The following is a 21920-nucleotide window of genomic DNA, read 5'->3' as shown; positions in this document are numbered from 1 at the left end:
TCCGTCACCGCCTTGCCCCCGGTCGTCGTTGTGCGCTGTCCAGGTCCTCGATGACGGCGTCGGCCGCGCGGTCGGCGAGGGCCGCGATGGTGAGCGAGGGATTGGCTCCGACCGGGCCGGGCATGATCGATCCGTCGACGATCGACAGGCCCGGACAGCCGTGCACCCGTCCGTAGGAATCGACCACGCCCTCCTGCCAGGTGCGGCCCATCGGGGCCCCGCCCAGCGGGTGCACGGTGATGAGGCGGTTGAGGTACGACAGGGGGTCCGAGGAGTAGCACCCGCCCAGCGCCGAGGACAGCTCGCGCATCGTGCCGTTCATCCGGTGGAAGTAGGCGTCCGAGGCGGCCGTGTCCACGTCCAGGTCGAGGTATCCGTCCCGTAGCCGCATCCGGCCGGTCGGCATGTCCCGTCCCATGCCGAGCAGCGGCAGCGAGGTGGCCGTGAACAGCCCCTTGCTCATGGCGTCGGACAGCTGGCGTCCGACCGCGCTCCTGGGGCTGCGGGTCAGGTGGGACCAGCCCCTGCGCAGCACGAAGCGCAGGACGTGCCGGGAGGCGGTGAAGGCGTTCTGCTCCACCAGCCAGTTGATGAAGTCCGGGTATCCCGCGTCCTCGATGAAGAACCCGCGTCCGGTGCCGCCGTCGAGCTGGTCCGGGAAGCGGATCGCACTGGTGATGACCGGACCGAAGCTGGGGTGCAGCAGGCGGGGCGCGTGCCGGTCACCGCGTCGTTCCCGGGCCTTGAAGACGAATCCCAGGAAGTCGCCGTTGCCCGAGAAGCGGGTTCCGAGTGCGGGGCCGAGGTCCGGGAGCCGACTGCGGTTGCGCAACAGCAGGTAGGGAGTGCCGAGCGCCCCGGCCGAGAGGACCAGCCGGGTCGCCCGTACGACGCGCGGCACGGGCGTGTCCCGTTCGCCGTCCGCCCGGTCCAACTGCCGGTCGAGGTACGAGACGACGAACCCGTCGGCCGTGGGCGTGAAGGACTTCACCTCACACCCGGTGCGCAGCTCGGCGCCGTACTCCCTCTCGGCGGTGCTGAGGTAGGTGAGATCCAGGGTGTTCTTGCTGCCGAAGTTGCATCCGATGTCGCACTCGCCGACGAGCCGGCAGGTGTAGCGCGGAACTCCGTACCGGTTCTCCTCGCCGCCCGTGACGGGCACGCCGGGCACCGGCTTCTCCTCGGGGTTGCCGAAGGTCACGGCCAGGTTCGGCAGGTCCCAGTCCAGGCCGAGCCGTCGCGCCGCCTCCTGCATCGCCAGGGTCTTCGGCGTGCTCCGGTAGGGCTCGTGGTCGGTGGGGTACTTCTGCACCCCCATCGCCTTCTCGACCCTCTCGTAGTGCGTCACCAGTTCCTTGTAGCCGATCGGCCAGTACTCACCGGACCCCGCCAGAGTGTCGTCCTGCGGGAACCAGTTCTCGGGTTTGCGCAACAGGACGTTGGCGTAGATCAGCGAACCGCCGCCGAGTCCGCTGCAGACGACGGCGTCGAGTTCGGAGAAGCTCCAGACGTCGAACATGCCGTACAGCCCGTGGTCCGGGGCCCAGAAGTTCGACGCGGTCGCGTGCGGCCCGCGGGGAAACGTACCCGGCGCGTAGGCCCTGCCGCGTTCCAGCAGGCAGACACGCCGGTGTGCTTGCGCGAGTCTGGCCGTCACGACCGAGCCGCCGAAACCCGACCCGATCACCACGGCGTCGAAGGATTCCATGCCGGCTGCCTCCGAGAAGCGTCAAGCCCCTGCGCAGGACAGGCAAACGTTCGTGTCCTCCCATTCTGACGCAGCCGGTCACCCGGCGCATGCCGAGGCCGGTGGCCCGGTCCGCGAGGGTGCGGACCGGACACGCGGCGCGTGCACCGGAGTCGGGGGGCCGGGGGTCCGGCCGGCTGGTCGGTGAGCGGCTCAGCGGTTGATCGTGTCCCGGGTCTGGGCGTAGACCGTCGCGTCCGTCATCAGGGCCGTGTGGCTGATGCACGCGGTCTGCGTGTTGGCGGCGCCGGACAGGGAGACGGAACTGTCCGGGTTGATCACCGTGTCGCAGGGCGACCACCAGGTGGCGTACCGGGGTGAACCGGGCGTTTCGTCACCGGAGTTGAGGGCGGCCAGGAAGGCGGAGCCGATACGCATCTCGGTGCAGGAGGTGTCGAAGCAGCTGTTGGCGCTGTCGGTGCCGTGGTTCGGTCCTCCCAGGGAGACCCAGGCGTCGACCTTGGCGGTCCCGCCGAGGTTCTTCAGGTAGTAGCGCGAGGAGAGCCCGCCCATGGAGTGGCTGACGATGTCGACCTTCGAGGCGCCGGTGGCCGCGAGGAGGCGGTCCACCTCGGCGGACAGCTGCTGGGCGGTCGTGGCGTTCGACTGGCGCCAGTCGTAGGACCACTGGTCGAGGTGGGAGGAGGGCCAGCCGTCGGTTCTGAAGCGGTTCGCCATGGTGTTCCAGTTGCTGCCGTCACCGGTGTAACCGTGCACGAACAGGACGGGGTTGCTGGTCGCGTCGTAGCCGGAGCCGCCCGACGCGTGGGCGGGGAGGGACGCCTGCACGGCGAGGAGGGCGACGGCCGCGGCTGCGGCCGTGCTCACGAGGGTTTTCTTCACGAGGGGACTCCCGGGTGGGGTGCGGGTGCGTGACAGTGCTCGACGGCGCGCGGTGGACGAGGGAGGGGAGAGCGTCGCGGCGGCGTCTCCCGGGTGACGGGAGCGGTGCCTGCGGGCGTGCGGTGGCACGCCGAAGGGCCGTACACCGTGGTCGCACATGGGGAGCGGACACCGGCGTCATCGAGGGTGACGTGAGCGTACTGACCAGTAGGTGATGGTGGTCAAGAGGCGTGCGCGCAATTCGTCGGCCCGCCCGGGGGCCGCCGCGCCGCGCGCGGGCGGCCGGGCACTGCGGAGCGGGGCGTGCGCCGTGCACCGGGTGGGCTCCCTGGAGCGGGGCGTGCGCCGTGCACCGGGTGGGCTCCCTGGAGCGGGGCGTGCGCCGTGCACCGGGTGGCGTCCCTGGAGCGGGGCGTGCGCCGTGCCCTGGGCGGGGCCCTCGCAGTGGGGCGTACGCCGGACCGCAGGCCGGCCACCTGGAGCGGGGGCGTACGCCGCGCCGTCCGGGTCCGCTTCGGTGCGCCCCGCCCCGGCGGCCGGCGACGGCGCGCCACTCACCGGGCCCGGGGTGCCGCCCTGCCACCGTGGCGTCGAAGGCGTAGACCGGTGGCGGGCCGGGCGGGCGTGCCACCTCGCGGAAGGAGTGGGCCAAGTGGGGCTGCGGGAGGCTGCGCAGGCGGGTGTCACGGGAACGGACGGCGACGCCTACCGGGAGGCTTTCGACCTGTTCCTCAGGGGCACGGACGAGAAACCCACCACCCACGCGTATCTGCGCGGCGTGGTGCACGGGCTGTCCGCCCGGCGCGTGTTCCTCGACGTCGGTGCCGCCGACGGCACGACGACGCGGTGTCTCGCGCCGCACTTCGAACGCACCGTGTGCATCGAGCCGAGCGAGCCGATGCGGCGCGCGCTGGTGCGGGCCTGCCCGGGGGCCGAGGTGGTGGCCGAACCGGTCGGCGAGGCCCGCGTGGACGCGCAGGCCGATCTGGCGCTGCTGTCCCACGTGCTGTACTACGTTCCCCGCCCGGAGTGGGCCGCGACGACGGCACGCATCATGGAGTGGGTGGCGCCGGGCGGTGTTCTGCTCGTCCTCCTGCAGGATCCCGACAACGCCTGCATGAGCATGGTGCGTCACTTCACCGGCTGCCGCTTCGACGTGCGGGAACTCGTCGGTGAACTGGCCGCCCTCTCACCCGGACTGGTCGGCCGCACGGAGCTGGACGTCGTGCCCGCCCTCTACCGGGGCCGGGATCTCGCGGAGACCGTCACGGTCGCCGACTTCCACCTCGGCGTCGCCGGCACTCCTCCCCCGCCCCGCGAGGCGGTCGAGCGGTATGTGCGGCGGCACTTCGGCGACGGCGACGGCTCGTACGCGTTCCGCCACGACCAGCATGTGCTGCGCCTGGAGCGGCCGGCGTCGTAGGCGGGCACGACGGCGCGCGGACCGGGGGAGCCCCTGCGCGGCGGCGATGGAGCCGGGCGGCCGAGGCGGGCGGCCGAGGCGGGCGGCCGAGGCGGGTGGACAGCGGCGCGTCAGCGCCTCGCCGCCTCCGGCCAGGAGGTGGCGAGGGCCCAGATGACGAACACGTCGATGGCCATCGCGATCACCGACCACACGGGCGCGTACGGCAGGAACAGGAACTGGGCCAGCAGGCTCAGCGAGGCGAGCACGATGCCGACCGCGCGGGCCCAGGAGGCGCCGGAGAGGATCCCCCCGCCGGTCAGGGCGGCGACGACGCCGAGGATCAGCAGGATCCAGCCCCAGCCGGTGAGGTTGATCGCGTACACGTAGTCGTCGATGGCCGCGTAGACGTCGTCCGTGGCGATCGCGGAGATGCCCTGGAAGATGGCCAGGAGCCCGTTCAGCAGCAACAGCACACCGGCGAAGGTGACGCCGCCGGTGGCCAAGGGGCGGTTCCCGGGCGGGACGCTGCCGTAGCCGCCCGAGGGTGGGGTCGAGTGGGGCTGCGCGGTCATGGTGGCGCTCCGTTCTCGTACGGGGGGACGGTGTCGGGACGTCCGTCCGGCTCATTCGACCCTCGCCGCCGCCGCGCCGGCCGGCCACAGACGTTGGGCCGAACGGGTGATGGAGGCGAGGGGCGCCGCGGGCCGCTCCCCGGCCCTGCCGCCAGGCCGTTCACGGTGGTCGGACCCTCGCGCGTCCGGCCCTGGGCATGCGGATGCCGGGCGGCGGCCCTTCACTCGTAACTGACCGATCGAGGCAGTACAGGGAGGCCGCGGCGTGACCGGACACGTGAGACGAGGAACGACGGCGACCGTGCTGGCGGCACTGCTCGCCGTCGGGGCGAGCGGGTGCTCGGACGGGGACAGCCCGTCGGACGCCGCCAGCAAGGCGGCCTCCGCCGCCGAGTCGGTGGGCTCCCGGGCGGCCGAGTCCCTGGCTTCGGCGACCGCGGAGGCCCGCCGCAAGCTCGACTCCGTCAAGGGTGGCGTCGACGCCAAGCCGGACGTGAAACTCGGCAACCCGGCCACGGACGGCGGCGGACGCAGCACCGTCACCGTGACCGCCCGTAACACCACGGACGCGAAGAAGTCCTTCGCCGTCCAGGTCGACTTCCTCGACGACGGAGGCAACCTGATGGACGTGGTCGTGGTGACCGTCCCCGACGTGGCGGCCGGCGAGTCCGGTACCGGCACGGCCCGCAGCACGCGCAAGCTCTCCGGGACGGTGAAGACCGAGGTCGGCACGGCCGTACGGTACTGACGGCGCCGGGCCGCCGGGCCGCCGGGCCGAAAGGAGTGGGCCGGGTCGGCCCCGCACGGTACCTCCCGGCGCGGGTGCGGCGGTCCTGCGCGAGGTGGGTGGAACCGTCGCCCGCGGTCCGTCACCACGCCTCGGACTCGGCCGAGGACGAAGGTGCCCGCTCCCTGGCGCCGCGGCTGCCACGGCCGGCCCGTAGCCGCATCGCGAGCAGCGGCAGCACGAGCACCGAGACCATCGCGGCGCCGACCAGCGCCGCCGCCTCGTTCGTGCGGAGCACCTTCTGGTCCACCCCGATGGTCGTGATGGCGACGACGAGGGGCAGACAGGTGGAGGCGAAGAGCATGAGCGCGGTGCGGTCGCGCCGGGGAAGGCCGCGCGGGGCCAGGAGGTACACCGGCCCGCCGCGTACGACGAGGAACAGCACCAGGAAGACCGGGAGGAGCAACAGGGCCCGTCCGCCGTGCAGCAGGGCGCGCAGGTCGAACTCGATGCCGGTCACGATGTAGAACAGGGGCACCAGGAACCCGAAGCCCAGCGCCTCCACCCTGCCGACGACCTCCGCGCTGTGCTCGGGTGAGGCGCCGTGCAGGACCAGGCGGGTGAGGACACCGGCGGCGAAGGCGCCGAGCAGGATGTCGAGGCCGAACACCGACGCGAGGCCCAGCATCCCGGCCAGCAGCAGCATGACGAAGCGGACGGCGAACTGCCCGCTGCTGTGCAGGGTGGTGTCGATCAGCCGGGAGAACCAGGGTGGCCGCGGGCGCAGGGCCCAGAACACCGCCCCGGCGGTGATCGCCGCGAAGGCGGCCAGCAACGCCGTCGACTCGCCCGGCCTGCGGCCGCTCAGCAGCAGCGCGATCGCGACGACCGGGCCGAACTCCCCGACGGCGCCGAACGCCGACATCACCGTGCCGAAGGAACCGTGCAGGTCGCCGGCGTCCCGCAGGATCGGCAGCACGGTGCCCAGGGCCGTACTGGTCAGGGCCGTACCGATGACGAACGCCTTGAAGGTCTCCCCGCCGCCGACGGCGAAGCCGAGACCGAGGCCGGCGGCGAGGGAGAGCAGCCAGGCCCCCAGGGCGCGGTGCAGGGTGCCGCCCCGGACCTCGGCAAAGTCGATCTCGTACCCGGCGAGGAAGATGAGCATCGCGAGACCGAGGTCGGACAGCGTGTCGACGACCGGGTCGGGATGCGCCCAGCCGAGTACGTCCGGGCCCACGACGATGCCCAGGGCGATCTCGAAGATCACCAGGGGGATGCGGATCCGGCGTGCCGCGCCCTCCGCGAGCAGCGGTGCGAGCACGGCCGCCGCCATGATCAGGACCAGGGTGCCGGGATGGGACATCAGCCGCTCGTCACGGGGAGACGACGGCGGAGTCCGGATCGGGCGCGCCGAGGTGGCCACGGAGTACGGCCGGCTTCCCGGTGTCTCCGGTCACCTCGGCCTCGTCCCGGGCACCCGGCTCCGCCGGCGGCAGGCCGCCGGGCGGAACGGCCCGCGGCCCGTCCTCGGCGCGGGTGACCTCGGCGTGCGGGTCGCCCGCGGCCGGGCCGGTGCCGGTGCCGGACGCGCGCCGCGACTTCGCGGGCATCGTCCGGGAGAGTGTCGTGGAGGGCGCCGGGGGCCGCGTGCCGTGGGACCCCGCTGCCGGCCGACGCCGCGCACCCGGTCGCTGCTCCCACCGCACCGGCACCGGCACCGCCGGGTCCCGGGTGGCGTCGGAAGGGAAGCGGCGCGGCGCGGCTTCGTCGGCCCGCACGCCGGCCGGCTGTCCGGGCCTGGCTTCGCTGTACCGGGGCATCGGGGTCTCCCTCGCTGACGACGGGCCGACGGCCGGCACCTCGACGGCCATGCCCGTGCCACTCTCACCCGGCGCACGCACCGGCACGAGCGGATCCGCACCGTACGGGTGACCGGAGCCCCCTCGCGCCCACCGCCCGGGCGCGTCACACGAGCGGCCCAGGACGGCGTGCCCCGCCGGCCCGGCCGCCCCACGCTCGAAGAGGCAGGAACCCGGTGCCGGAGGACGTGACCGAGGACGTGACCGAGGACGAGAACGAGAACGAGAACGAGGACGAGGACGAGGACGAGGAGACCGATGAGCGCACGGGCCGCAGCGCGGCCGGAACGCGGGCCCGGGCCCGGCCGTCCCAGCCCTGTGCGGCGAACGCCCGGCCCGGCCGCCCCAGGCCGCCCGTGACCCAGACCGTCCACGCCCGGCTCCCCGGTCCCGGCACGGGCGCGCGGCGCGCCCGCCGCGCCCGCAACCTCGGCACCGCCTGGGGCCTCGTGGCCGCCGGGGCCCTCCTCGGCTGGGCGCTGCCCCGGTGGGAACAGCGTCTCGCGGGGCCCGGGCTGCACTTCGACGCGTCCACGGCTCAGGCGACGCTCGCCGCGATCGCCGGCGGCATGATCACCCTCGCCGGATTCGTCGTCACGGCCATCACCCTCGTCGTCCAGACCGTGCAGGCGATGTCTCCCCGGCTGGTGGCCGCCCTCGGCCACTTCAGCCGGTACCTGGTGCTGTTCGGCCTGCTGGTCGGTACCGCGCTGTACGCGCTGGTGGCGCTCAGCCACGTGCGCGGCGACCACGTGCCCCGGGCGAGCGTGACCCTCGCCATCGGCCTGGTGCTGGTCGACGCTTTCACGGTGCTGTCCCTGCTGGCCTCGCTCCGGCACGCCGTGACGGGCGGCGGACTGGCCCGTGCCGTCGGCCACCGGCTGCGCGCCGTCATCGACCGGACCACCGCGGTGGACCCGCCGCCCCCGGTCACCCCTCCCCCGGATCCCGCCCGTCCCGGTGAGGCGGTGCCCGTCGGGCGTCCCGGCGCGCCCGCCGTCGTCCAGGCGGTCGACGAGCCGCGTCTCACCCGGCTCGCGGCACGGCACGGCGTGCGGGTCGTCCTGCTCCACGCCATCGGCGACGTCGTCGCAACGGGCACGGTGGCGGCGTACGTGGCGTCCGACGCCGACCGGTCCGTGGACCGCCGGCTCGTCCGGCGCGTCGCCGCCTGCATCCGCTAGGACCCGAACCGGACCGTGGAGCAGGACTGCGGGTACGGCTTCCGGCTGCTCGCCGACATCGCCGTACGAGCCCTGTCCCCCGCCGTGAACGACCCCACCACGGCGGTCCAGGCACTCGACCAGATCGAGGACGGGCTGCTCCGCCTGGCCAACCGCCCGCTGGGCCCCGCCTGGCTGCTCGACCCCGCCGGGCGTCCCCGCGTCTTCGCGCCCGGGCCGCGCTGGCCCGACCTCGTCTCCGTCGCGCTCGACGAGGCGCTCCTGTACGGCGCCGCGAACCCCCAGACGGCCCGGCGCCTGCACGCCCTGTTCGACCGGCTCCTGGCCGCCGTTCCCGAGGAGCGCGGGACCCCGCTGCTCGAACGCCGCGAGGCATTGCGGCGGCTGGCCGCAGGTGCCGTCCCGGACCCGTTCTTCATCCGCCTCGCGGACCACCCGGACCCCTCGGGGCTCGGGGGGCCGCCCCCCGTGGACCCCGGGGACGGCTGAGCGCCCGGCCGGTCCGGACCCGGCGTGGGCGACCGTGACCGGCGTGCGGTGAGGATGTGGCAGGTCCGGGGGTGGCCGGTCAGGTATGGGGGGCGGGTGACGGGGATACCAGCGAGGCATGACAGTGCGCGCCGATTTTCACATGGTCGATCGGGTCCTCACGCAGCAGGCGGCTTCCCGCGTTCCGAAGGACGTCGGCAAGGTGTTGTCGGCGGTGGAGGAGGCGGCGGAGAGCAGCAAGCTGTGGTGGGGGGCCGCCGTGGTGATGGCCGTGACCGGGGGCCTGCGGGGGCGGACGGCGGCGGTCGCGGGCCTGTCCGCGCTTGCGCTCGCCCAGCTCGTCGCGTGCGGGGTGTGCAAGCAGCTCTCGGACCGGCCGCGGCCGCCCAAGGAGTGGATCCCCCACGACGAGGTGCACGACCGGCCCGACTCCTCCTCGTTCCCCTCCGGGCACACCGCGGGTGCGGTCGCCTTCACCGCCGCCGTCGCTCCTGTGTGGCCCGTCGCGAGTGCGGTGTGCGCGGTACCGGCCGCGATGGTCGCCCTGGAGCGCGTGCAGTCGGGCGCCCACTACCCCAGTGACGTCGCCTCCGGTGCCGTGATCGGCCTGGCGAGCGCCTGGCTGACCCGGCGTGCGCCGTCCCTGCTCCTGCGCCGCCTGTTCTGAGCACCCGCCCCGGCCGTCCGCCGGACGGCGGCGTTCAGCGCGGGGTCGCCCAGCCCGGGACCCAGGTCCCGGCGGTGCCGTGGCCGGCCGCCGTGGCGGCCAGGTGGGCGCGGAGGGTGGCCAGTGCCGGGTGGGGGTTGTCGCGGTGCCACAGGAGGGAGTGCGGGTAGACGGGCGTCGGGTCGGTCACCGGGATGCGGCGCAGCCCGTGGCCGGCGGGCGAGACGGCGGGGGTGCCTCCCGGCGGCAGCCGGGGGATGGTGTGCTCGCCCAGGAAGGTGGCCAGGTCCGGGGTGCCCGCGACGGTGTCGAGGAGGGCGTCGGAGCCGAAGTTCGGCCCGGTCGCCTCGATGGTGAGTCCGAACTCGGCGACGAGGTCGTCGTAGAAGGCGGCCCACTCGGAGCCGGGGACGATGCCGGGCATCCAGATCCGGTGACCGGCGAGCTCGGCCACGGTCACCGACTCGGCGCCCGCCAGCGCATGGGCGGATCCGACGAGGAGCTGGAGCGGTTCGTCGAGCACCCGGACGGACTCGATGTCGTCGGGCAAGGGCCGGCCGGGCGCGGCGACGGCGCGGAAGGACGCGTCGATCGCACCGGACCGGACGGCCGTGACGGCCGCCTCGATGTCGAGCAGCATCACCACGTCGAGCTCGATCCCGGGGTGCGCGCGGTGGAAGCCCTGCATCAGCCCCGACGCCGCGCCACGCGAGGCGATCACGTCGACGCGCAGCGGACGGCGGCCGGGGCGTACGGAGGCGGCCGCGCGCTCGGCGACGCGCAGCAGCTCGCGCGCGTGGGGCAGGAACGCCTGCCCGTCGATGGTGAGCTCGGCGCCGCGCGGGGTGCGGGTGAACAGCCGCACCCCGAGGGTGCGCTCCAGCGCGGCGATGCGCTTGGAGACGGCCTGCTGGGTGACCGCCAGTTCGGCGGCGGCCTCCTGGAACCGGCCCGCGTCGGCGGCGGCGATGAAGGTCCGGACGGTGTCGAGGTCCATGGCGATCACCCTACGACCTGGTACAACCGCTGGTTGTGTCCGACGGGGCCGCGGTTGTTTGATCTGCCGGCGTCGCGCTCGCTTTGATACTCGCGGTCGCTGGGCGGTTGTGCGGGTGAGGGGCTGGCGTATGAGGGGCGGGCACCGGCTGGGACGCCGGTTCGGGTGGCTGTGGGCGGCGTACGGGACCAGCGCGCTCGGCACGTGGCTCGCCTTCGGCGCGTTCCCGCTGATCGCCGTCCAGGTGCTGCACGCCGGACCCGCCGAGGTCGCCGCCCTCTCCGCCGTGGGGTCCGCGGCGGGCGCGGCCGTGGCGGTGCCACTGGGTCCGTGGGTGGAGTTCCGGCGCAAGCGGCCGGTGCTGATCGCGATGGACCTGGTGCGGTGCGGGGCACTGCTGACGGTTCCCGGCGCGTTCGCGCTCGGCGTCCTCACCTTCGTCCAGCTCCTGCTGGTCTCGGTCGTCGTGGCGGCGGCCGACATCACCTTCCGCGCCGCCTCCGGCGCGTACCTGAAGACCCTGCTGCCCGCCGAGGACCTGCTGGTCGCCAACGCCCGGTTCGAGTCCACGGCCTGGACGACCACGATCGTCGGCCCGCCGCTGGGCGGCGCGGCGATCGGGTTCCTCGGTCCGGTGGCGACGGTGCTGGCGGACGCGGTCAGCTATCTGCTCTCGGCCCTGGGCATCCGCGCGACGGGCGGGCGGGAGCCACGGCCCGGTGGCGGGCCGGCCGCGGGCGGGCGGGAGCCACGGCCGGGGCGCGGGCCGGCCGCGCGCACGCGGGCCCGGGACCTGCCCGACGGCTGGCGGTACATCCTCGCCGACGCGGCACTGCGTCCGCTGTTGCTCAACACCGCCTTGTTCAACGGCCTGGTGATGGCCGTCCAGCCGTTGCTCGCCGTCCTGATGCTCGGCCCGCTCGGGTTCGCACCGTGGCAGTACGGCCTCGCCTTCGCCGCGCCCTCGATCGGCGGGCTGCTCGGGTCACGGCTGGCCCGGCCGCTGGTCACCCGGTTCGGGCAGCACCGGGTCCTGGTCGCGGCCGGGGCCCTGCGCGCGCTGTGGCCCGTCGGCCTGGCCTTCCTGGGGCCGGGCAGCGCGGGGCTGCTGCTGGTGACGGGCGTCGAGCTCGGCCTGGTCTTCTGCTGCGGGGTCTTCAATCCCGTCCACGCCACCTACCGCCTGGAACGCACCGCGACCGACCGGGTCACCCGCACGCTGTCCGCGTGGGCGGTGACGACCAAGGCCTCGACCGCGCTGCTGACGGCCGTCTGGGGCGTCCTGGGCGGTCTGCTCGGCCCGCGCACGGCCATCGGCCTGGCCGGCGTACTCCTGCTGGCGACCCCGCTGCTGCTCCCCCGCCGCGCGGCGGCGACGCCGGCCGAACCGGAGCCCGCACCGAGCCGCGCCTGACCGGCGGCCGCGGCCGGCGGCCCGGCAGGGGCCCCTGCCGGGCCGGGGCCCGTTTGCCGCCCTCGCAGGCGGGGGACCCGGCGGCCCATGAGCACGAAGCCATCCCGCCGGACGGGGCCGAACCGGGTGCTGCGGATCCTGGACGGCCTGGAACGACAGACCACAGCGGACTCACTGATCGACGCGGTCGGCCGGGGCGTGCGGGCCCTGCCGCTGCGGCGCGGCCGGGACCTGCTGCACGGCAGGTGGCTGGGCCACCCGGTGCACCCGCTGATGGTGCAGGTGCCGATCGGCAGCTGGCTGTCCGCCGCGGTGCTCGACCTGCGCCCCGGCCGGTCCCGCGAGGCCGGCCTGCTGATCGGCGTCGGCACGGCGGCGGCCGTCCCGGCGGCCCTGGCGGGTGCCGTCGACTGGGCGGAACTGCACCGTCCGCAGCAGCGCGTCGGCCTGGTGCACGCGCTGGCCAACACGGCGGCCGTCGCCCTGTACGCCGCCTCGCTCGCCTGCCGGGCCAGGGGCGCCGCGGGTGCGGGCCGTGCGCTCGGCTTCCTCGGGCTGACGGCGGCCGGGACCGGCGGCCTGCTGGGCGGCCACCTGGCCTACCGGCAGGCGTCCGGCGCCAACCACGCCGAAGAGGTCCCGCACGTCGTCACGGAAGGCTGGCACCGGATCGGCGCCGTGGCGGAGTTCCCCGCCGGCCGGGCGGTACGGCGCACGGTGGACGACGTGCCGGTGCTGGTGGTCCGCGAGTCCGACGGGACGCTGTACGCGCTGGCCGACCGGTGCAGCCATCTCGCGGGACCGCTCTCCGAGGGCACCCTCGCCGACGGATGTGTGCGGTGCCCCTGGCACGGCAGCGTCTTCCGGCTCTCCGACGGCTGGAACGTACGCGGTCCCGCCACCGCCCCCCAGCCCGCCTTCGACACGCGCGTCACCGACGGACAGGTGGAGGTGCGCCTGCGCAAGGAGGCTCCCGGGCGGGCGCCGGAGAGCGGCGGGGAAGCGGGCGGGGCCGAGGAGGCGGCCCGTGGACACGACGGCTGACGACCGCGCCCCCCGCCGGTCGGGAACGCGCGCGCGGACCACGAGGCTGACGGCACCGCCCGGCCTGCCGGGCCCGCTGGTCGTGCCGGTTCCGCCGGGCCTGCCTGGAGCCGGGAGCCGGGAACCGTGAGCCGGCCGGACGCAGCGGCCGCGGACCGGGACCCGCGGGACCGGGCCGCCGAGCTCGGCCGCGTCGCCCGGGAACGTTTCGGATGGAGCGATCTGACGCCCGAGCAGACGGAGGCGATGGGTGCCCTGCTGGAGGGGCGGGACGTGCTCGTCGTCATGCCCACCGGTTCCGGCAAGTCGGCGATCTACCAGGTGCCGACCGTCCTGCTCGGCGGCCCCGCCGTCGTGGTGTCACCGCTGATCGCCCTGCAGCGCGACCAGGTCGCCGGACTGAGACGGAGCGCCGCGCCGGACGCCGTGGCCGTGAACTCGGCGCAGCCGGAGTCGGCGACCGACAGGGGCTGGCGGGCGGTCCGGGAGGGGGAGGCCGAGTACCTGTTCCTGTCCCCGGAGCAGCTGGCCAAGGACACCGTGCTGCGGCGGCTGCGCGAGCTGAACCCCTCGCTGTTCGTGGTTGACGAGGCCCACTGCGTCTCCGCCTGGGGGCACGACTTCCGCCCGGACTACCTGAACCTCGGCGAGGCCGCCGAACGGCTGGGCCGTCCACCGGTCCTCGCCCTGACGGCGACGGCCGCGGCGCCCGTACGGGACGACATCCTCGAACACCTGCGCATGCGCGACGCCCGTGTCGTGAGCACCGGGACCGACCGGCCCAACATCCACCTCACGGTGCGCATCTGCACCGACGACGCCGCCAAACGCGAGACGGTCGCACGCTGGACGACGGGGGCACGCGCCCCGGGCATCCTCTACACGGCCACCCGCAAGGACGCCGAGGCGTACGCGGCGCGGCTGCGGCAGGACGGGGTGGACGCCGCGGCGTACCACGCGGGGATCAAGGCAGCCGACCGGCGCCGGATCCAGGACGGCTTCATGGCCGGGTCACCGTCCGTGGTCGTGGCCACCTCGGCGTTCGGGATGGGCATCGACAAACCCGACGTACGGTTCGTCGCCCACGCGTCCGTTCCCGAGTCGCTGGACTCCTACTACCAGGAGATCGGCCGCGCCGGCCGGGACGGCGAGCCGGCCCGGGCCATGCTGTTCTACCGCCCCGAGGATCTCGGGCTGCAGAAGTTCCTCACCTCGCGGTCGCTGGACACCGACGCACTGCACAGGATCATGACCACGCTGCTGGGTGCGGACGTCCCGCAGAGCCGCGCGTGGGTCGCGCGCACGTGCGGTCTGTCCCGCCAGAAGGCCACCGACCTGCTGAACCTGCTCGAAGAGGCCGGGGCGGTGACCGCCGAGGGCGGGCGCCGCGCGGTGCGGGTGGCCCCCGGTCACACACCGGAGAAGGCCGCCGCCGGGGCGTCCGAGGTGTTCGAGCGGCGGCGCCGCACGGACCGGTCGCGGATCGAGATGATGCGGGGCTACGCGGAGACCCCCTCCTGCCGGCGCCAGTACCTGCTCGGCTACTTCGGCGACCAGCTCGACGAACCGTGCGGGCGGTGCGACGTGTGCGACCGGGACCACGACCACCGCCCCGGGACCGGGCACCGGCAGGCCGCTCCCCCGCCCGGTCACGACGCGCCGTTCGAGCCGAACGACAAGGTCCGCCACGCGGAGTGGGGCGCGGGCACGGTGATGCACACGGAGGAGGACCGCATCGTCGTGCTGTTCGAAGAGGTGGGCTACAAGACGTTGTCCCTGGCATCCGTCCGGGACCACGACCTGTTGACGGGGGCCTGAACCGGATCGCTCTTGACGTGGACCGGGGCCGGACCGGGTCGGTTCACGCGCCGGAGGCCGGGGCGGTGCCGGAGGCGCCGTGGTCGCGCGCCGGGGGACGGAGGCGTACGGCGAGGGCCGCGATGTCGTCGTCGAGTCCACCGCCGCTGTGGAGGAGGAGATCCCGGTGCAGCCTGTCGAGCAGCGCGCCGGGCTCGGTGGGAGGCTGCCGGCGCATCCAGTCCTGGAGGGGGAAGAACTCGCCTCGGTGGTCCCGGCTCTCGATGACGCCGTCGGTGTAGAAGAGCAGCTGGTCACCGGGGGCGCAGGCGATGGTGTCGGTGACGTAGGGGGTGTCGATCAGTGTCGCCAGGTTGAGGATGGGCGAGGCCTCGGTGGGGTCCAGGACCTGGAGCTCGCCCTGACGCAGCAGCAGTGGGGGCGGATGCCCGCAGTTGATGAGCTTGATGTGACTGCCGTGGTCGGGGAACTCGGCGAGGACCACGGTGGTGAACTGCTCCAGCAGGTCCCCGGTGGGGAACGTGCAGCTGTGCCGGGTGCTGCTGACGTCCAGGCGGCGGACGATGCCCTCCAGACTGGGCTCGTCGTACGCGGCCTCGCGGAAGCAGTTGACCACGGCCGCGGCCGAACCCACCGCGGGCAGGCCCTTGCCCCGCACATCCCCGATGATCAACCGCACCCCGTAGGGCGTGGTGACGGCCTCGTAGAAGTCCCCGCCGATGCGGGCCTGCGCGGCGGCCGCGAGATACAGGGACGCCAGCTCCAGGGAGCCGACGCTGCGCGGCAGCGGGCGCAGGAGCACCTTCTGCGCCGCGTCGGCAACGAGGCGGAGCTGCACGAACTCCTGTTCCCGCCGGATCCGGACACGGCAGGCGTACGCGGCGGCGACGGTGACGGCGGCGATGGCTCCCACCGTGAACCAGGTGCCCAGGTCCGGATAGACCAGGCTCAGCGCGACCATGATCAGGACGCAGACCACCCCCAGCAGGACGGTGGGCAGCACGGGCCAGATGGCGGCCGCGAGGGCGGGGGCGGCAGTCAGGAGGCGGCTGAAAGCGATCTTTCGTGGAGTGGAGAACGCCAGGCCCGTGACGACCACGGTCAAGATCACCGGTGAGAGCAGAGCGGGGCTCCACTGTCGGCGGAGAGGATGACGGATGCGCATCCACCCAGTCCAGAGCATGAAACACAGCATATCGGCACATACCGCGCATGCTTCGTTCAAGAGCGCGGGCGGCTTCCGGCCAGGCGCGCCGCTGCTCCGCCCGGACGGCACGGGGGCGCGGGACCGGCCCGGCGGGACCGGCCCGCAGCCCCCGCCGCCTCTTTCCCTCGCCCCCGCCACCTCTTTCCCTCGCGTCCAGGAATAGCCGCCGGTCCGACCCGGGTTGCTGCAAGCATGACAACGAAGACGCCGCGGCCCGAGGTGCTGCGCTACACCGCCTTCTCCAGCACCCCCGACGGCGGGAACCCGGCCGGTATCGTGCTGGACGCCTCCGCCCTGGACGACAGTGACATGCTGGCCATCGCCCACGACCTCGGATACTCCGAGTCCGCCTTCCTGACCGCGCCCCCGGAGGGTCTCGGCGGCCGGGAGGGCAGGGCGTACGGCATCCGTTACTTCAGTCCCAAGGCCGAGGTGCCGTTCTGCGGGCACGCCACCGTCGCGACCGCCGTGGCGCTCGCCGAACGGACAGGCCCCGGGGAGTTCGTCTTCGCAACGCGCGCCGGCACCGTGCCGGTGGAGGTGACCGAGGAGGGCGGGACGTTCCGGGCCACACTCACCAGTGTCGAGCCGTACGTCGAGGAGACCGCCGACGCCGATGTCACGGAGGCGCTCGCCGCGCTCGGCTGGCCGGCCGCCGATCTCGACCCGGACTTCCCGCCCCGTACGGCGTTCGCCGGCGCCCGCCACCTGGTCCTCGCGGCGGCGACACGGGAGCGCCTCGCCGATCTCTCCTACGACTTCGCGCGCCTCGAAGCCCTGATGCACCGGCTGGATCTGACCACGGTCCAGCTGGTGTGGCGGGAGTCGGCCACCGTCTTCCACGTCCGTGACCCGTTCCCGGTCGGCGGCGTCGTCGAGGACCCGGCCACCGGGGCCGCGGCGGCCGCCTTCGGAGCGTACGCCCGGGAACTGGGCCTGGTGCCCGCGGACGCCGTCCTCACCCTGCACCAGGGCGCGGACCTGGGCCGCCCCGGCGAGCTCACGGTGACGCTGCGCGCGGGTGACCGGCGGGTCCGGGTCAGCGGCACGGGAACCCGCATCCGCTGACCCGGCCAGGCGGGGCGCGGTGCGGGGCACGGACATCACCGCGCGGCGCCCTGCGTCTCAGGCCGCGGCCGGCTGGCCGGCCGCTCGCACGGACAGGGCCTGCCGGTAGCGGCGCAGCAGGAGCAGGGCGGTGGCGGCGAGGCCGGTCAGAAGGCCGAGCCAGACGCCCACCGTGTCCAGGCCGGCCAGGTGCCCGAAGAGCCAGGCGGCCGGCAGGCCGATCAGCCAGTAGCCGACCAGGGTGATGCGGAAGCCGCTCCCGGTGTCGTCCAGGCCCCGCAGGAGGCCGACGCCGATGTTCTGCGCGCAGTCGAAGAACTGGAGGACGGCGGCGACCAGGAGCAGGTCGGTGGCGATGTCCGTGGCGCTGCGGCCACCTGCGGCCGACGGGTCCAGGAACGGGCGCAGGACCGGGCCGGGGACGGTCAGGTAGACGACGCCGACGACGGCCATCACGGCCGCCGCGCAGGCCAGTGCCGTGTTCCCGATGCGTCGCGCGGCGTCGATGCGGTCCAGGGCGAGCTCGCGGCTGACGTTGAGGGAGGCGGCGTGGGACAGCCCGACCGCGATCTGGAAGACGATGTAGATCAGTTGGTTGACGGCCGTGTGCGCGGCCAGCGCCGCACTGCCGAAGGTGCCGATGAGCAGGGCGACGACGGAGAAGAAGCCCGCTTCGGAGCCGTAGGTGGCGGCGATGGGCACGCCCAGTCCGGTCAGCCGGCGCAGGGTGGCCGGGCGGGCCTTCCAGATCCGGATGTCGAGCAGGGGGGCGAGCCGGGGGTCGCGGCGGGCGGAGGCGTACAGGGCGGAACAGCTCAGCAGGTGGACGAGCGAGGTGGAGATGCCGATGCCGGGCAGACCCAGCTCGGGTATGCCCCAGGAGCCGTGGATGAACGCCCAGTCGAGGCCCGCGTTGACGGCGACGGAGGCGAGCGTGATGCGCAGCAGGGCCTGGGGGCGGCGCATCCCGACGGTGAACTGGCGTACCGCCTGGAACCACAGGCAGGGGACCAGGCCCGGCGCGAGGGCGAGCAGTACCGGCCAGGCGGCGTCCACGACCTCGGCGTCCTGCCCGAGGTGCGCCACGGCCCGGCCGATCGCCAGCATGACGAGGGCGCCGGCGACGCCGGCCAGGGTGGCCAGCGCCAGCGCGGCGCGCACCACGTCCCGTACCTCCTGACGCGCCGCCGCGGTGAGCTCCTCGGCCTCGTCGGCGCGGGCCGATGCGGCGGAGACCTGGTTGCCGACGGCGGTGACCAGGCCGACGCCCATGGTGCGCAGCTGGTTGAAGACGACCATCGCCAGGCCGCCGCCGGCCAGCGCCTCGGCGCCCATCAGGCCCATCATCACCGTGTCGGTGGTGGTGAGGGCGACCTGGGCGAGCTGGGTCAGGGCGAGCGGGACGGCCAGCGTCGCCAGGGCGCGGCTGTCGCGGAGCAAGGTGGTGAGCGGTGTCCGCATGGGTGTCAGTTCTCGCGGAGTTTGGTCAGCAGCTCGTCGATCTCGCGATCGGCGGCCGGGTCGAGGAGGTCGCGGGCGCTCATCCAGTCGTCGTCGAAGACGGTGTCCAGGTACTTCTCGCCCCCGTCGTTGACGAGCGCGACCACGGTCGTGCCCGGCGGCCAGGACGCCAGCCGGGTCAGCGCCTCGTACACCACACCGCCGGCCGAGCCGCCGATGAGCAGCCCGGTGCGGCGGGCGACGACCCGCGCGGTGGCGAACGCCTCGACGTCGCCGACCTTCAGGCCCTCGTCGATCAGGTCGAAGTCGACCAGCAGGCCGATGCTGGCGCCCTCGGGGGTGCCGGTGCCGGACTGGTAGTAGTCGTGGGCCGGACCGCCGAAGGCGATGGACCCCTTCGGTTCGACGCCCACGATCCGCACGCCGGGCACGATGCGGCGCAGTTCCCGCCCGGTGCCGCACAGCCCGCCGCCGGTGCCGACCGCCCCGATGAGGATGTCGATCCGGCCGCCGAGGGCGGTGTGCAGCTCGTGCGCCACCGGGTGGTAGCCGACCGCGTTGGCCGGGTTGTTGTGCTGTTCGGTGAAGCAGGCGCCGGGGTCCTCCTTGGCCAGTTGCTCGGCGAACTCCTCGCGGGCGGCCGTCGCCAGCTCCTCGTCGCCGTCCGCGGCGACGTAGAGGAGTTCGGCGCCGAGCGCCTTCATGCCGCGCAGTTTGTCCGCGGCGGCGTGGTGGTCGACGACCGCGGTGAAGGTGTAACCGCGTTCGGCGGCGATGACGGCGAGGCCGAGCCCGGTGTTGCCGGAGGTGGACTCGATGATCCGGCCGCCCGGGCGCAGCGCGCCCCGTTCCTCGGCGTCGAGGATCATCTGGCGGGCCATGCGGATCTTCGCGGTACCGGTCGGGTTGAACTGTTCGAGTTTCAGCAGCAGTCGGCTGCCGTTCCCGGTGCGGCACAGTTCGAACAGGGGGGTGTGGCCGATGAGGTCGGAGACCCGGCTGACCACGGTGGGACGCTGCTGCGCCTTGTCCATCGGGCGGCTCCAAGCGAGGGAGGGGAGTCAGGCGAGGGGGTGGCGGTCGAGCCGCCAGCGGGTACGGCCGCCACCGGTGTCGAGGACGACCTTCGGGGGCAGCGGCAGCTCGTGGAAGGGGGACTCGTTGGAGTCCATCTGGTATCCGGCGGTGTTGGGGTAGACGAGCAGGTCACCGGGGTGCGGGCGGGCGGGCAGCACCACCTTGCGCCAGGTGACCATGTCGGATTCCAGGCAGCTGGCGCCGCCGACGGCCGCGGCGTACGGCCCCTCCCCCGCCGGACGGACGGTCGCGGGCAGCAGTACCGGATCCGGCAGGTACTCGCTGTCGAACCACTGCTCGGACAGGCTCAGGCTGGTGCCGTCGACGGTGACGATGCCGTAGTCGCCGCGGTCCTTCACCCCCTGCACCCGGAACACCGTGCACCCGGCCCGGGCGAGCAGTGCGCGGCCCGGCTCCAGCAGGAGCGCCACCCCGGCCGTGCGCAGCCGGTCGGCGAGGTCGTGGGTGGTGAGTACGGCGCGCAGGGCGTCGGCGCCCGCCACGGGTGAGTGGTACGGGTAGAAGTCCGCCGCCTCGAAGGACTTGCCCGCGTGGTACTGGCCGGGCCGCTGGCCGCCGAGGTAGCGCGCCCAGTGCCCGGCGTCGGTGTAGTCGACGGCGAAGCCGCCGCCGATGCTGATCCGGTCGGCCCGCAGTCCCGTGCCCCGTGCCGTGAGGCACGCCTCGACCAGTTCGCACGCGAGTCGTGCGCGCGGCTCGGTGGCGTAGCCGGCGAGGTGGAAGGAGAAGCCCTCCATCACGACCACGGTCTCGCCGGCCGCGGCGCACCGGGCCAGGGCCGCTTCCCACGCGCCGTCCGCGAGGCCGAACCGGCTGTGCGGCTGTGCCGGGGGCAGCCGCCGCAGCAGCACGCGCGCCGGGCGGGCGACGGCACGGGCCTGCGCCAGGAGGCGCTCCAGTTCGTCGAGGGCGTCGACGGCGATCAGGCAGCCCTGGAGAACGGCGACGCGGAGCAGTGCGTCGGCCTTGGCGGGTCCGGTGACCACGATGTGCTCGCCGCGCACCCCGTGGCCGAGCGCGTCCCGCAGCTCACCGCTGCTGGCCACGTCGACGCCCGTTGCGGACAGCGCGCAGCGGTCCATCCAGACGGCGGCCTTGTTGGCCTTCTTCGCGTAGTACACGCGGCCTTCGACACCCGTGTCGCGCAGCACCGCGGTGAAGGAGGCCGCGTTGGCGTCGAAGCGGTCGGGCAGCAGCAGGTGGTACGGGCCGCCGAGCCCGTACGACAGCTCGTGCGGCAGCCCGCTGCCCAGGATCGCGTCGAGTTCCGGGTCCGGATGGGCGGGCAGCGGCGGAGCGCCGGCGGAGGTGGCGGTCACTGCCACAGTGGCACCCGTGTTCCCAGGCCCTGTGCGACGGCCAGTTGCGCGAAGCGGTGCCCGAGGGCGATGTCGGTGACGACGAGGCCGCTGTTGTAGGCGAAGACGCGTTCGCCGGCCGAGCGCCGGCCCTCGGCCCGTCCGGCCAGCACCTGGGGGAACTCCGCGTCCACGGGCGGGAAGCCGCCGTCGGCGCCGGCCATGTCGGTGCCGGTGACCTTCATCTGCGCCTCGCTGGTGGCGATCACGCGGTCGGCCTCGTGCAGGGTCGAGGGCGCGATGCCGTGGCCGACGAGGACGGAGAGCGCGCCCGGCTTCAGGTCGGCCGCCTCGACCGCGGCGGGCGTGTGCCGGCCCGCGGTGGCCACCACCACATCGGCGTCGGCCGCGGCGGCCCGGGCGTCCTCGACGACCTCGGGTTCCCGGTCCGGGAAGTGGTGGCGGAGCCGCTCGCGGACCGCGGCGATACCGTCGGGGTGGGTGCCGTAAACCATGAGGCGGTCGAGGTCCGGGAGGGTGGTGAGGAGGAAGGGCAGGGCCAGCCGGCCCTGGGTGCCGGTGCCGATGACCAGCGCGCTGCGGCTGCCGGGTGCCGCCAGCTCGCGCGCGAGCAGGGCCGAGACGGCCGGGGTGCGCAGTGAGCCGACGCGGCCGCAGTCCATCAGCGCGACCGGCAGTCCGGTGACGTCGTCGTAGAGCGTCAGCGTCGTGTAGTAGTGCTGCTCGTCGCGGGAGCGGTCCAGGCCGTGCTTGTAGGACGTCTTCACGGCGACGACCTCGCGGACGCCGTCACGGCCGAGCATGGCGTACGAGACGGAGTGGCCGTCCTCGGGCTTGACGGTGAGTTTGCGGGGATTGGCCGACGTGCCGTCGGCCAGGGCGCGGTACGCCTGCTCGACCACGTCGACCACGTCGGCGAGGGAGATCTCGAGGCCCGCGAGGTCGCCGGTGCCGAGGACGCGCAGGGTCCGGTCGTCGGCGGGTGGGCCGGCGGGTAT

18 protein-coding genes and 1 pseudogene are annotated in these 21920 nt (G+C 74.1%); 8 read left to right on the top strand and 11 right to left on the bottom strand.

Annotation, left to right across the window (positions count from 1 at the left end; genetic code table 11):
* Window positions 1–4: 4 nt before the first annotated feature.
* Both ABZ576_RS11495 and ABZ576_RS11490 read right to left on the bottom strand, forming a co-directional pair.
* Window positions 5–1708, bottom strand: a complete 1704-nt coding sequence (locus ABZ576_RS11495; protein ID WP_360738931.1) for a GMC family oxidoreductase — start codon at window positions 1706–1708, stop codon at window positions 5–7.
* Window positions 1709–1900: 192 nt separating this feature from the next.
* Window positions 1901–2575 carry a triacylglycerol lipase gene (locus ABZ576_RS11490; RefSeq protein WP_360738929.1) on the bottom strand — a complete coding sequence of 225 codons (675 nt, stop codon included), beginning with the start codon at window positions 2573–2575 and terminating at the stop codon, window positions 1901–1903.
* A gap of 667 nt (window positions 2576–3242) precedes the next feature.
* Here ABZ576_RS11490 and ABZ576_RS11485 point away from each other — a divergent pair.
* Window positions 3243–4013, top strand: a complete 771-nt coding sequence (locus tag ABZ576_RS11485) for a class I SAM-dependent methyltransferase (protein ID WP_360738926.1) — start codon at window positions 3243–3245, stop codon at window positions 4011–4013.
* Between the two features lie 110 nt (window positions 4014–4123).
* On the opposite strand, the gene ABZ576_RS11480 is transcribed toward ABZ576_RS11485, so the two are convergent.
* Window positions 4124–4567, bottom strand: a complete 444-nt coding sequence (locus ABZ576_RS11480) for a hypothetical protein (RefSeq protein ID WP_360738924.1) — start codon at window positions 4565–4567, stop codon at window positions 4124–4126.
* Between the two features lie 265 nt (window positions 4568–4832).
* Between ABZ576_RS11480 and ABZ576_RS11475 the strand changes: the two genes are divergently transcribed.
* Window positions 4833–5315 carry an FxLYD domain-containing protein gene (locus ABZ576_RS11475; RefSeq protein WP_360738921.1) on the top strand — a complete coding sequence of 161 codons (483 nt, stop codon included), beginning with the start codon at window positions 4833–4835 and terminating at the stop codon, window positions 5313–5315.
* Window positions 5316–5436: 121 nt separating this feature from the next.
* Here the strand turns inward: ABZ576_RS11475 and ABZ576_RS11470 are convergent, their stop codons facing one another.
* Together ABZ576_RS11470 and ABZ576_RS11465 are read right to left on the bottom strand one after the other, a co-directional pair.
* Complete coding sequence (locus ABZ576_RS11470) at window positions 5437–6660, bottom strand: cation:proton antiporter (RefSeq protein WP_360738918.1); 1224 nt, start codon at window positions 6658–6660, stop codon at window positions 5437–5439.
* Window positions 6661–6670: 10 nt separating this feature from the next.
* Window positions 6671–6907 (bottom strand): hypothetical protein, encoded by a 237-nt coding sequence (locus tag ABZ576_RS11465; RefSeq protein WP_360738915.1) that lies wholly within the window; start codon window positions 6905–6907, stop codon window positions 6671–6673.
* 11 nt (window positions 6908–6918) lie between these two features.
* On the opposite strand from ABZ576_RS11465, the pseudogene ABZ576_RS11460 reads away from it, so the two are divergent.
* Window positions 6919–8829, top strand: a pseudogene (locus tag ABZ576_RS11460) (DUF2254 domain-containing protein).
* Window positions 8830–8971: 142 nt separating this feature from the next.
* Entirely contained in the window at window positions 8972–9496 is a 525-nt protein-coding gene (locus ABZ576_RS11455) for a phosphatase PAP2 family protein (RefSeq protein WP_360738913.1), read from the top strand.
* Between the two features lie 34 nt (window positions 9497–9530).
* Here the strand turns inward: ABZ576_RS11455 and ABZ576_RS11450 are convergent, their stop codons facing one another.
* On the bottom strand, window positions 9531–10493 hold the full coding sequence (locus tag ABZ576_RS11450) for a LysR family transcriptional regulator (protein ID WP_360738910.1): 963 nt from the start codon (window positions 10491–10493) through the stop codon (window positions 9531–9533).
* Between the two features lie 130 nt (window positions 10494–10623).
* On the opposite strand from ABZ576_RS11450, the gene ABZ576_RS11445 reads away from it, so the two are divergent.
* The 3 genes from ABZ576_RS11445 to ABZ576_RS11435 all read left to right on the top strand — a co-directional run bounded on the left by ABZ576_RS11445 (window position 10624) and on the right by ABZ576_RS11435 (window position 14769).
* Window positions 10624–11907, top strand: coding sequence for an MFS transporter (locus tag ABZ576_RS11445; RefSeq protein ID WP_360738909.1), 1284 nt, complete (start codon window positions 10624–10626; stop codon window positions 11905–11907).
* An 87-nt stretch (window positions 11908–11994) separates the two neighbouring features.
* A complete protein-coding gene (locus ABZ576_RS11440; protein ID WP_360738907.1) occupies window positions 11995–12951 on the top strand; it encodes a Rieske (2Fe-2S) protein in 957 nt (318 codons plus the stop codon).
* A gap of 126 nt (window positions 12952–13077) precedes the next feature.
* Window positions 13078–14769, top strand: coding sequence for a RecQ family ATP-dependent DNA helicase (locus ABZ576_RS11435; protein WP_360738905.1), 1692 nt, complete (start codon window positions 13078–13080; stop codon window positions 14767–14769).
* 43 nt (window positions 14770–14812) lie between these two features.
* Here the strand turns inward: ABZ576_RS11435 and ABZ576_RS11430 are convergent, their stop codons facing one another.
* Window positions 14813–15880 carry a PP2C family protein-serine/threonine phosphatase gene (locus ABZ576_RS11430; protein WP_360738902.1) on the bottom strand — a complete coding sequence of 356 codons (1068 nt, stop codon included), beginning with the start codon at window positions 15878–15880 and terminating at the stop codon, window positions 14813–14815.
* A gap of 288 nt (window positions 15881–16168) precedes the next feature.
* On the opposite strand from ABZ576_RS11430, the gene ABZ576_RS11425 reads away from it, so the two are divergent.
* Window positions 16169–17044, top strand: a complete 876-nt coding sequence (locus ABZ576_RS11425) for a PhzF family phenazine biosynthesis isomerase (protein ID WP_360738900.1) — start codon at window positions 16169–16171, stop codon at window positions 17042–17044.
* A gap of 57 nt (window positions 17045–17101) precedes the next feature.
* On the opposite strand, the gene ABZ576_RS11420 is transcribed toward ABZ576_RS11425, so the two are convergent.
* Genes ABZ576_RS11420 through ABZ576_RS11405 form a run of 4 tightly spaced genes read right to left on the bottom strand, consistent with a single transcriptional unit; the run spans window position 17102 to window position 21920 of the window.
* Window positions 17102–18505 (bottom strand): MATE family efflux transporter, encoded by a 1404-nt coding sequence (locus ABZ576_RS11420; RefSeq protein ID WP_360738897.1) that lies wholly within the window; start codon window positions 18503–18505, stop codon window positions 17102–17104.
* 5 nt (window positions 18506–18510) lie between these two features.
* Complete coding sequence (locus ABZ576_RS11415; RefSeq protein ID WP_360738895.1) at window positions 18511–19539, bottom strand: cysteine synthase family protein; 1029 nt, start codon at window positions 19537–19539, stop codon at window positions 18511–18513.
* Window positions 19540–19566: 27 nt separating this feature from the next.
* On the bottom strand, window positions 19567–20928 hold the full coding sequence (locus ABZ576_RS11410) for an alanine racemase (protein WP_360738893.1): 1362 nt from the start codon (window positions 20926–20928) through the stop codon (window positions 19567–19569).
* Window positions 20919–21920: an ornithine cyclodeaminase family protein gene (locus ABZ576_RS11405; RefSeq protein ID WP_360739150.1), complete on the bottom strand. Its 1002-nt coding sequence runs from the start codon at window positions 21918–21920 to the stop codon at window positions 20919–20921. Before ABZ576_RS11405 ends, ABZ576_RS11410 begins: the two co-directional genes overlap by 10 nt.

The sequence above is a fragment of the Streptomyces sp. NPDC013455 genome, from assembly GCF_040632975.1.
Taxonomy (GTDB): domain Bacteria; phylum Actinomycetota; class Actinomycetes; order Streptomycetales; family Streptomycetaceae; genus Streptomyces.
This window is presented reverse-complemented; position numbering and strand designations above follow the sequence as displayed.

Coding starts and splice junctions, on each gene's coding strand:
- ABZ576_RS11465 (WP_360738915.1), bottom strand. CDS start 6,907: ATGCCCGCGAAGTCGCGGCGCGCGTCCGGCACCGGCACCGGCCCGGCC.
- ABZ576_RS11445 (WP_360738909.1), top strand. CDS start 10,624: ATGAGGGGCGGGCACCGGCTGGGACGCCGGTTCGGGTGGCTGTGGGCG.
- ABZ576_RS11455 (WP_360738913.1), top strand. CDS start 8,972: ATGGTCGATCGGGTCCTCACGCAGCAGGCGGCTTCCCGCGTTCCGAAG.
- ABZ576_RS11420 (WP_360738897.1), bottom strand. CDS start 18,505: ATGCGGACACCGCTCACCACCTTGCTCCGCGACAGCCGCGCCCTGGCG.
- ABZ576_RS11450 (WP_360738910.1), bottom strand. CDS start 10,493: ATGGACCTCGACACCGTCCGGACCTTCATCGCCGCCGCCGACGCGGGC.
- ABZ576_RS11470 (WP_360738918.1), bottom strand. CDS start 6,660: ATGTCCCATCCCGGCACCCTGGTCCTGATCATGGCGGCGGCCGTGCTC.
- ABZ576_RS11495 (WP_360738931.1), bottom strand. CDS start 1,708: ATGGAATCCTTCGACGCCGTGGTGATCGGGTCGGGTTTCGGCGGCTCG.
- ABZ576_RS11415 (WP_360738895.1), bottom strand. CDS start 19,539: ATGGACAAGGCGCAGCAGCGTCCCACCGTGGTCAGCCGGGTCTCCGAC.
- ABZ576_RS11480 (WP_360738924.1), bottom strand. CDS start 4,567: ATGACCGCGCAGCCCCACTCGACCCCACCCTCGGGCGGCTACGGCAGC.
- ABZ576_RS11440 (WP_360738907.1), top strand. CDS start 11,995: ATGAGCACGAAGCCATCCCGCCGGACGGGGCCGAACCGGGTGCTGCGG.
- ABZ576_RS11425 (WP_360738900.1), top strand. CDS start 16,169: ATGACAACGAAGACGCCGCGGCCCGAGGTGCTGCGCTACACCGCCTTC.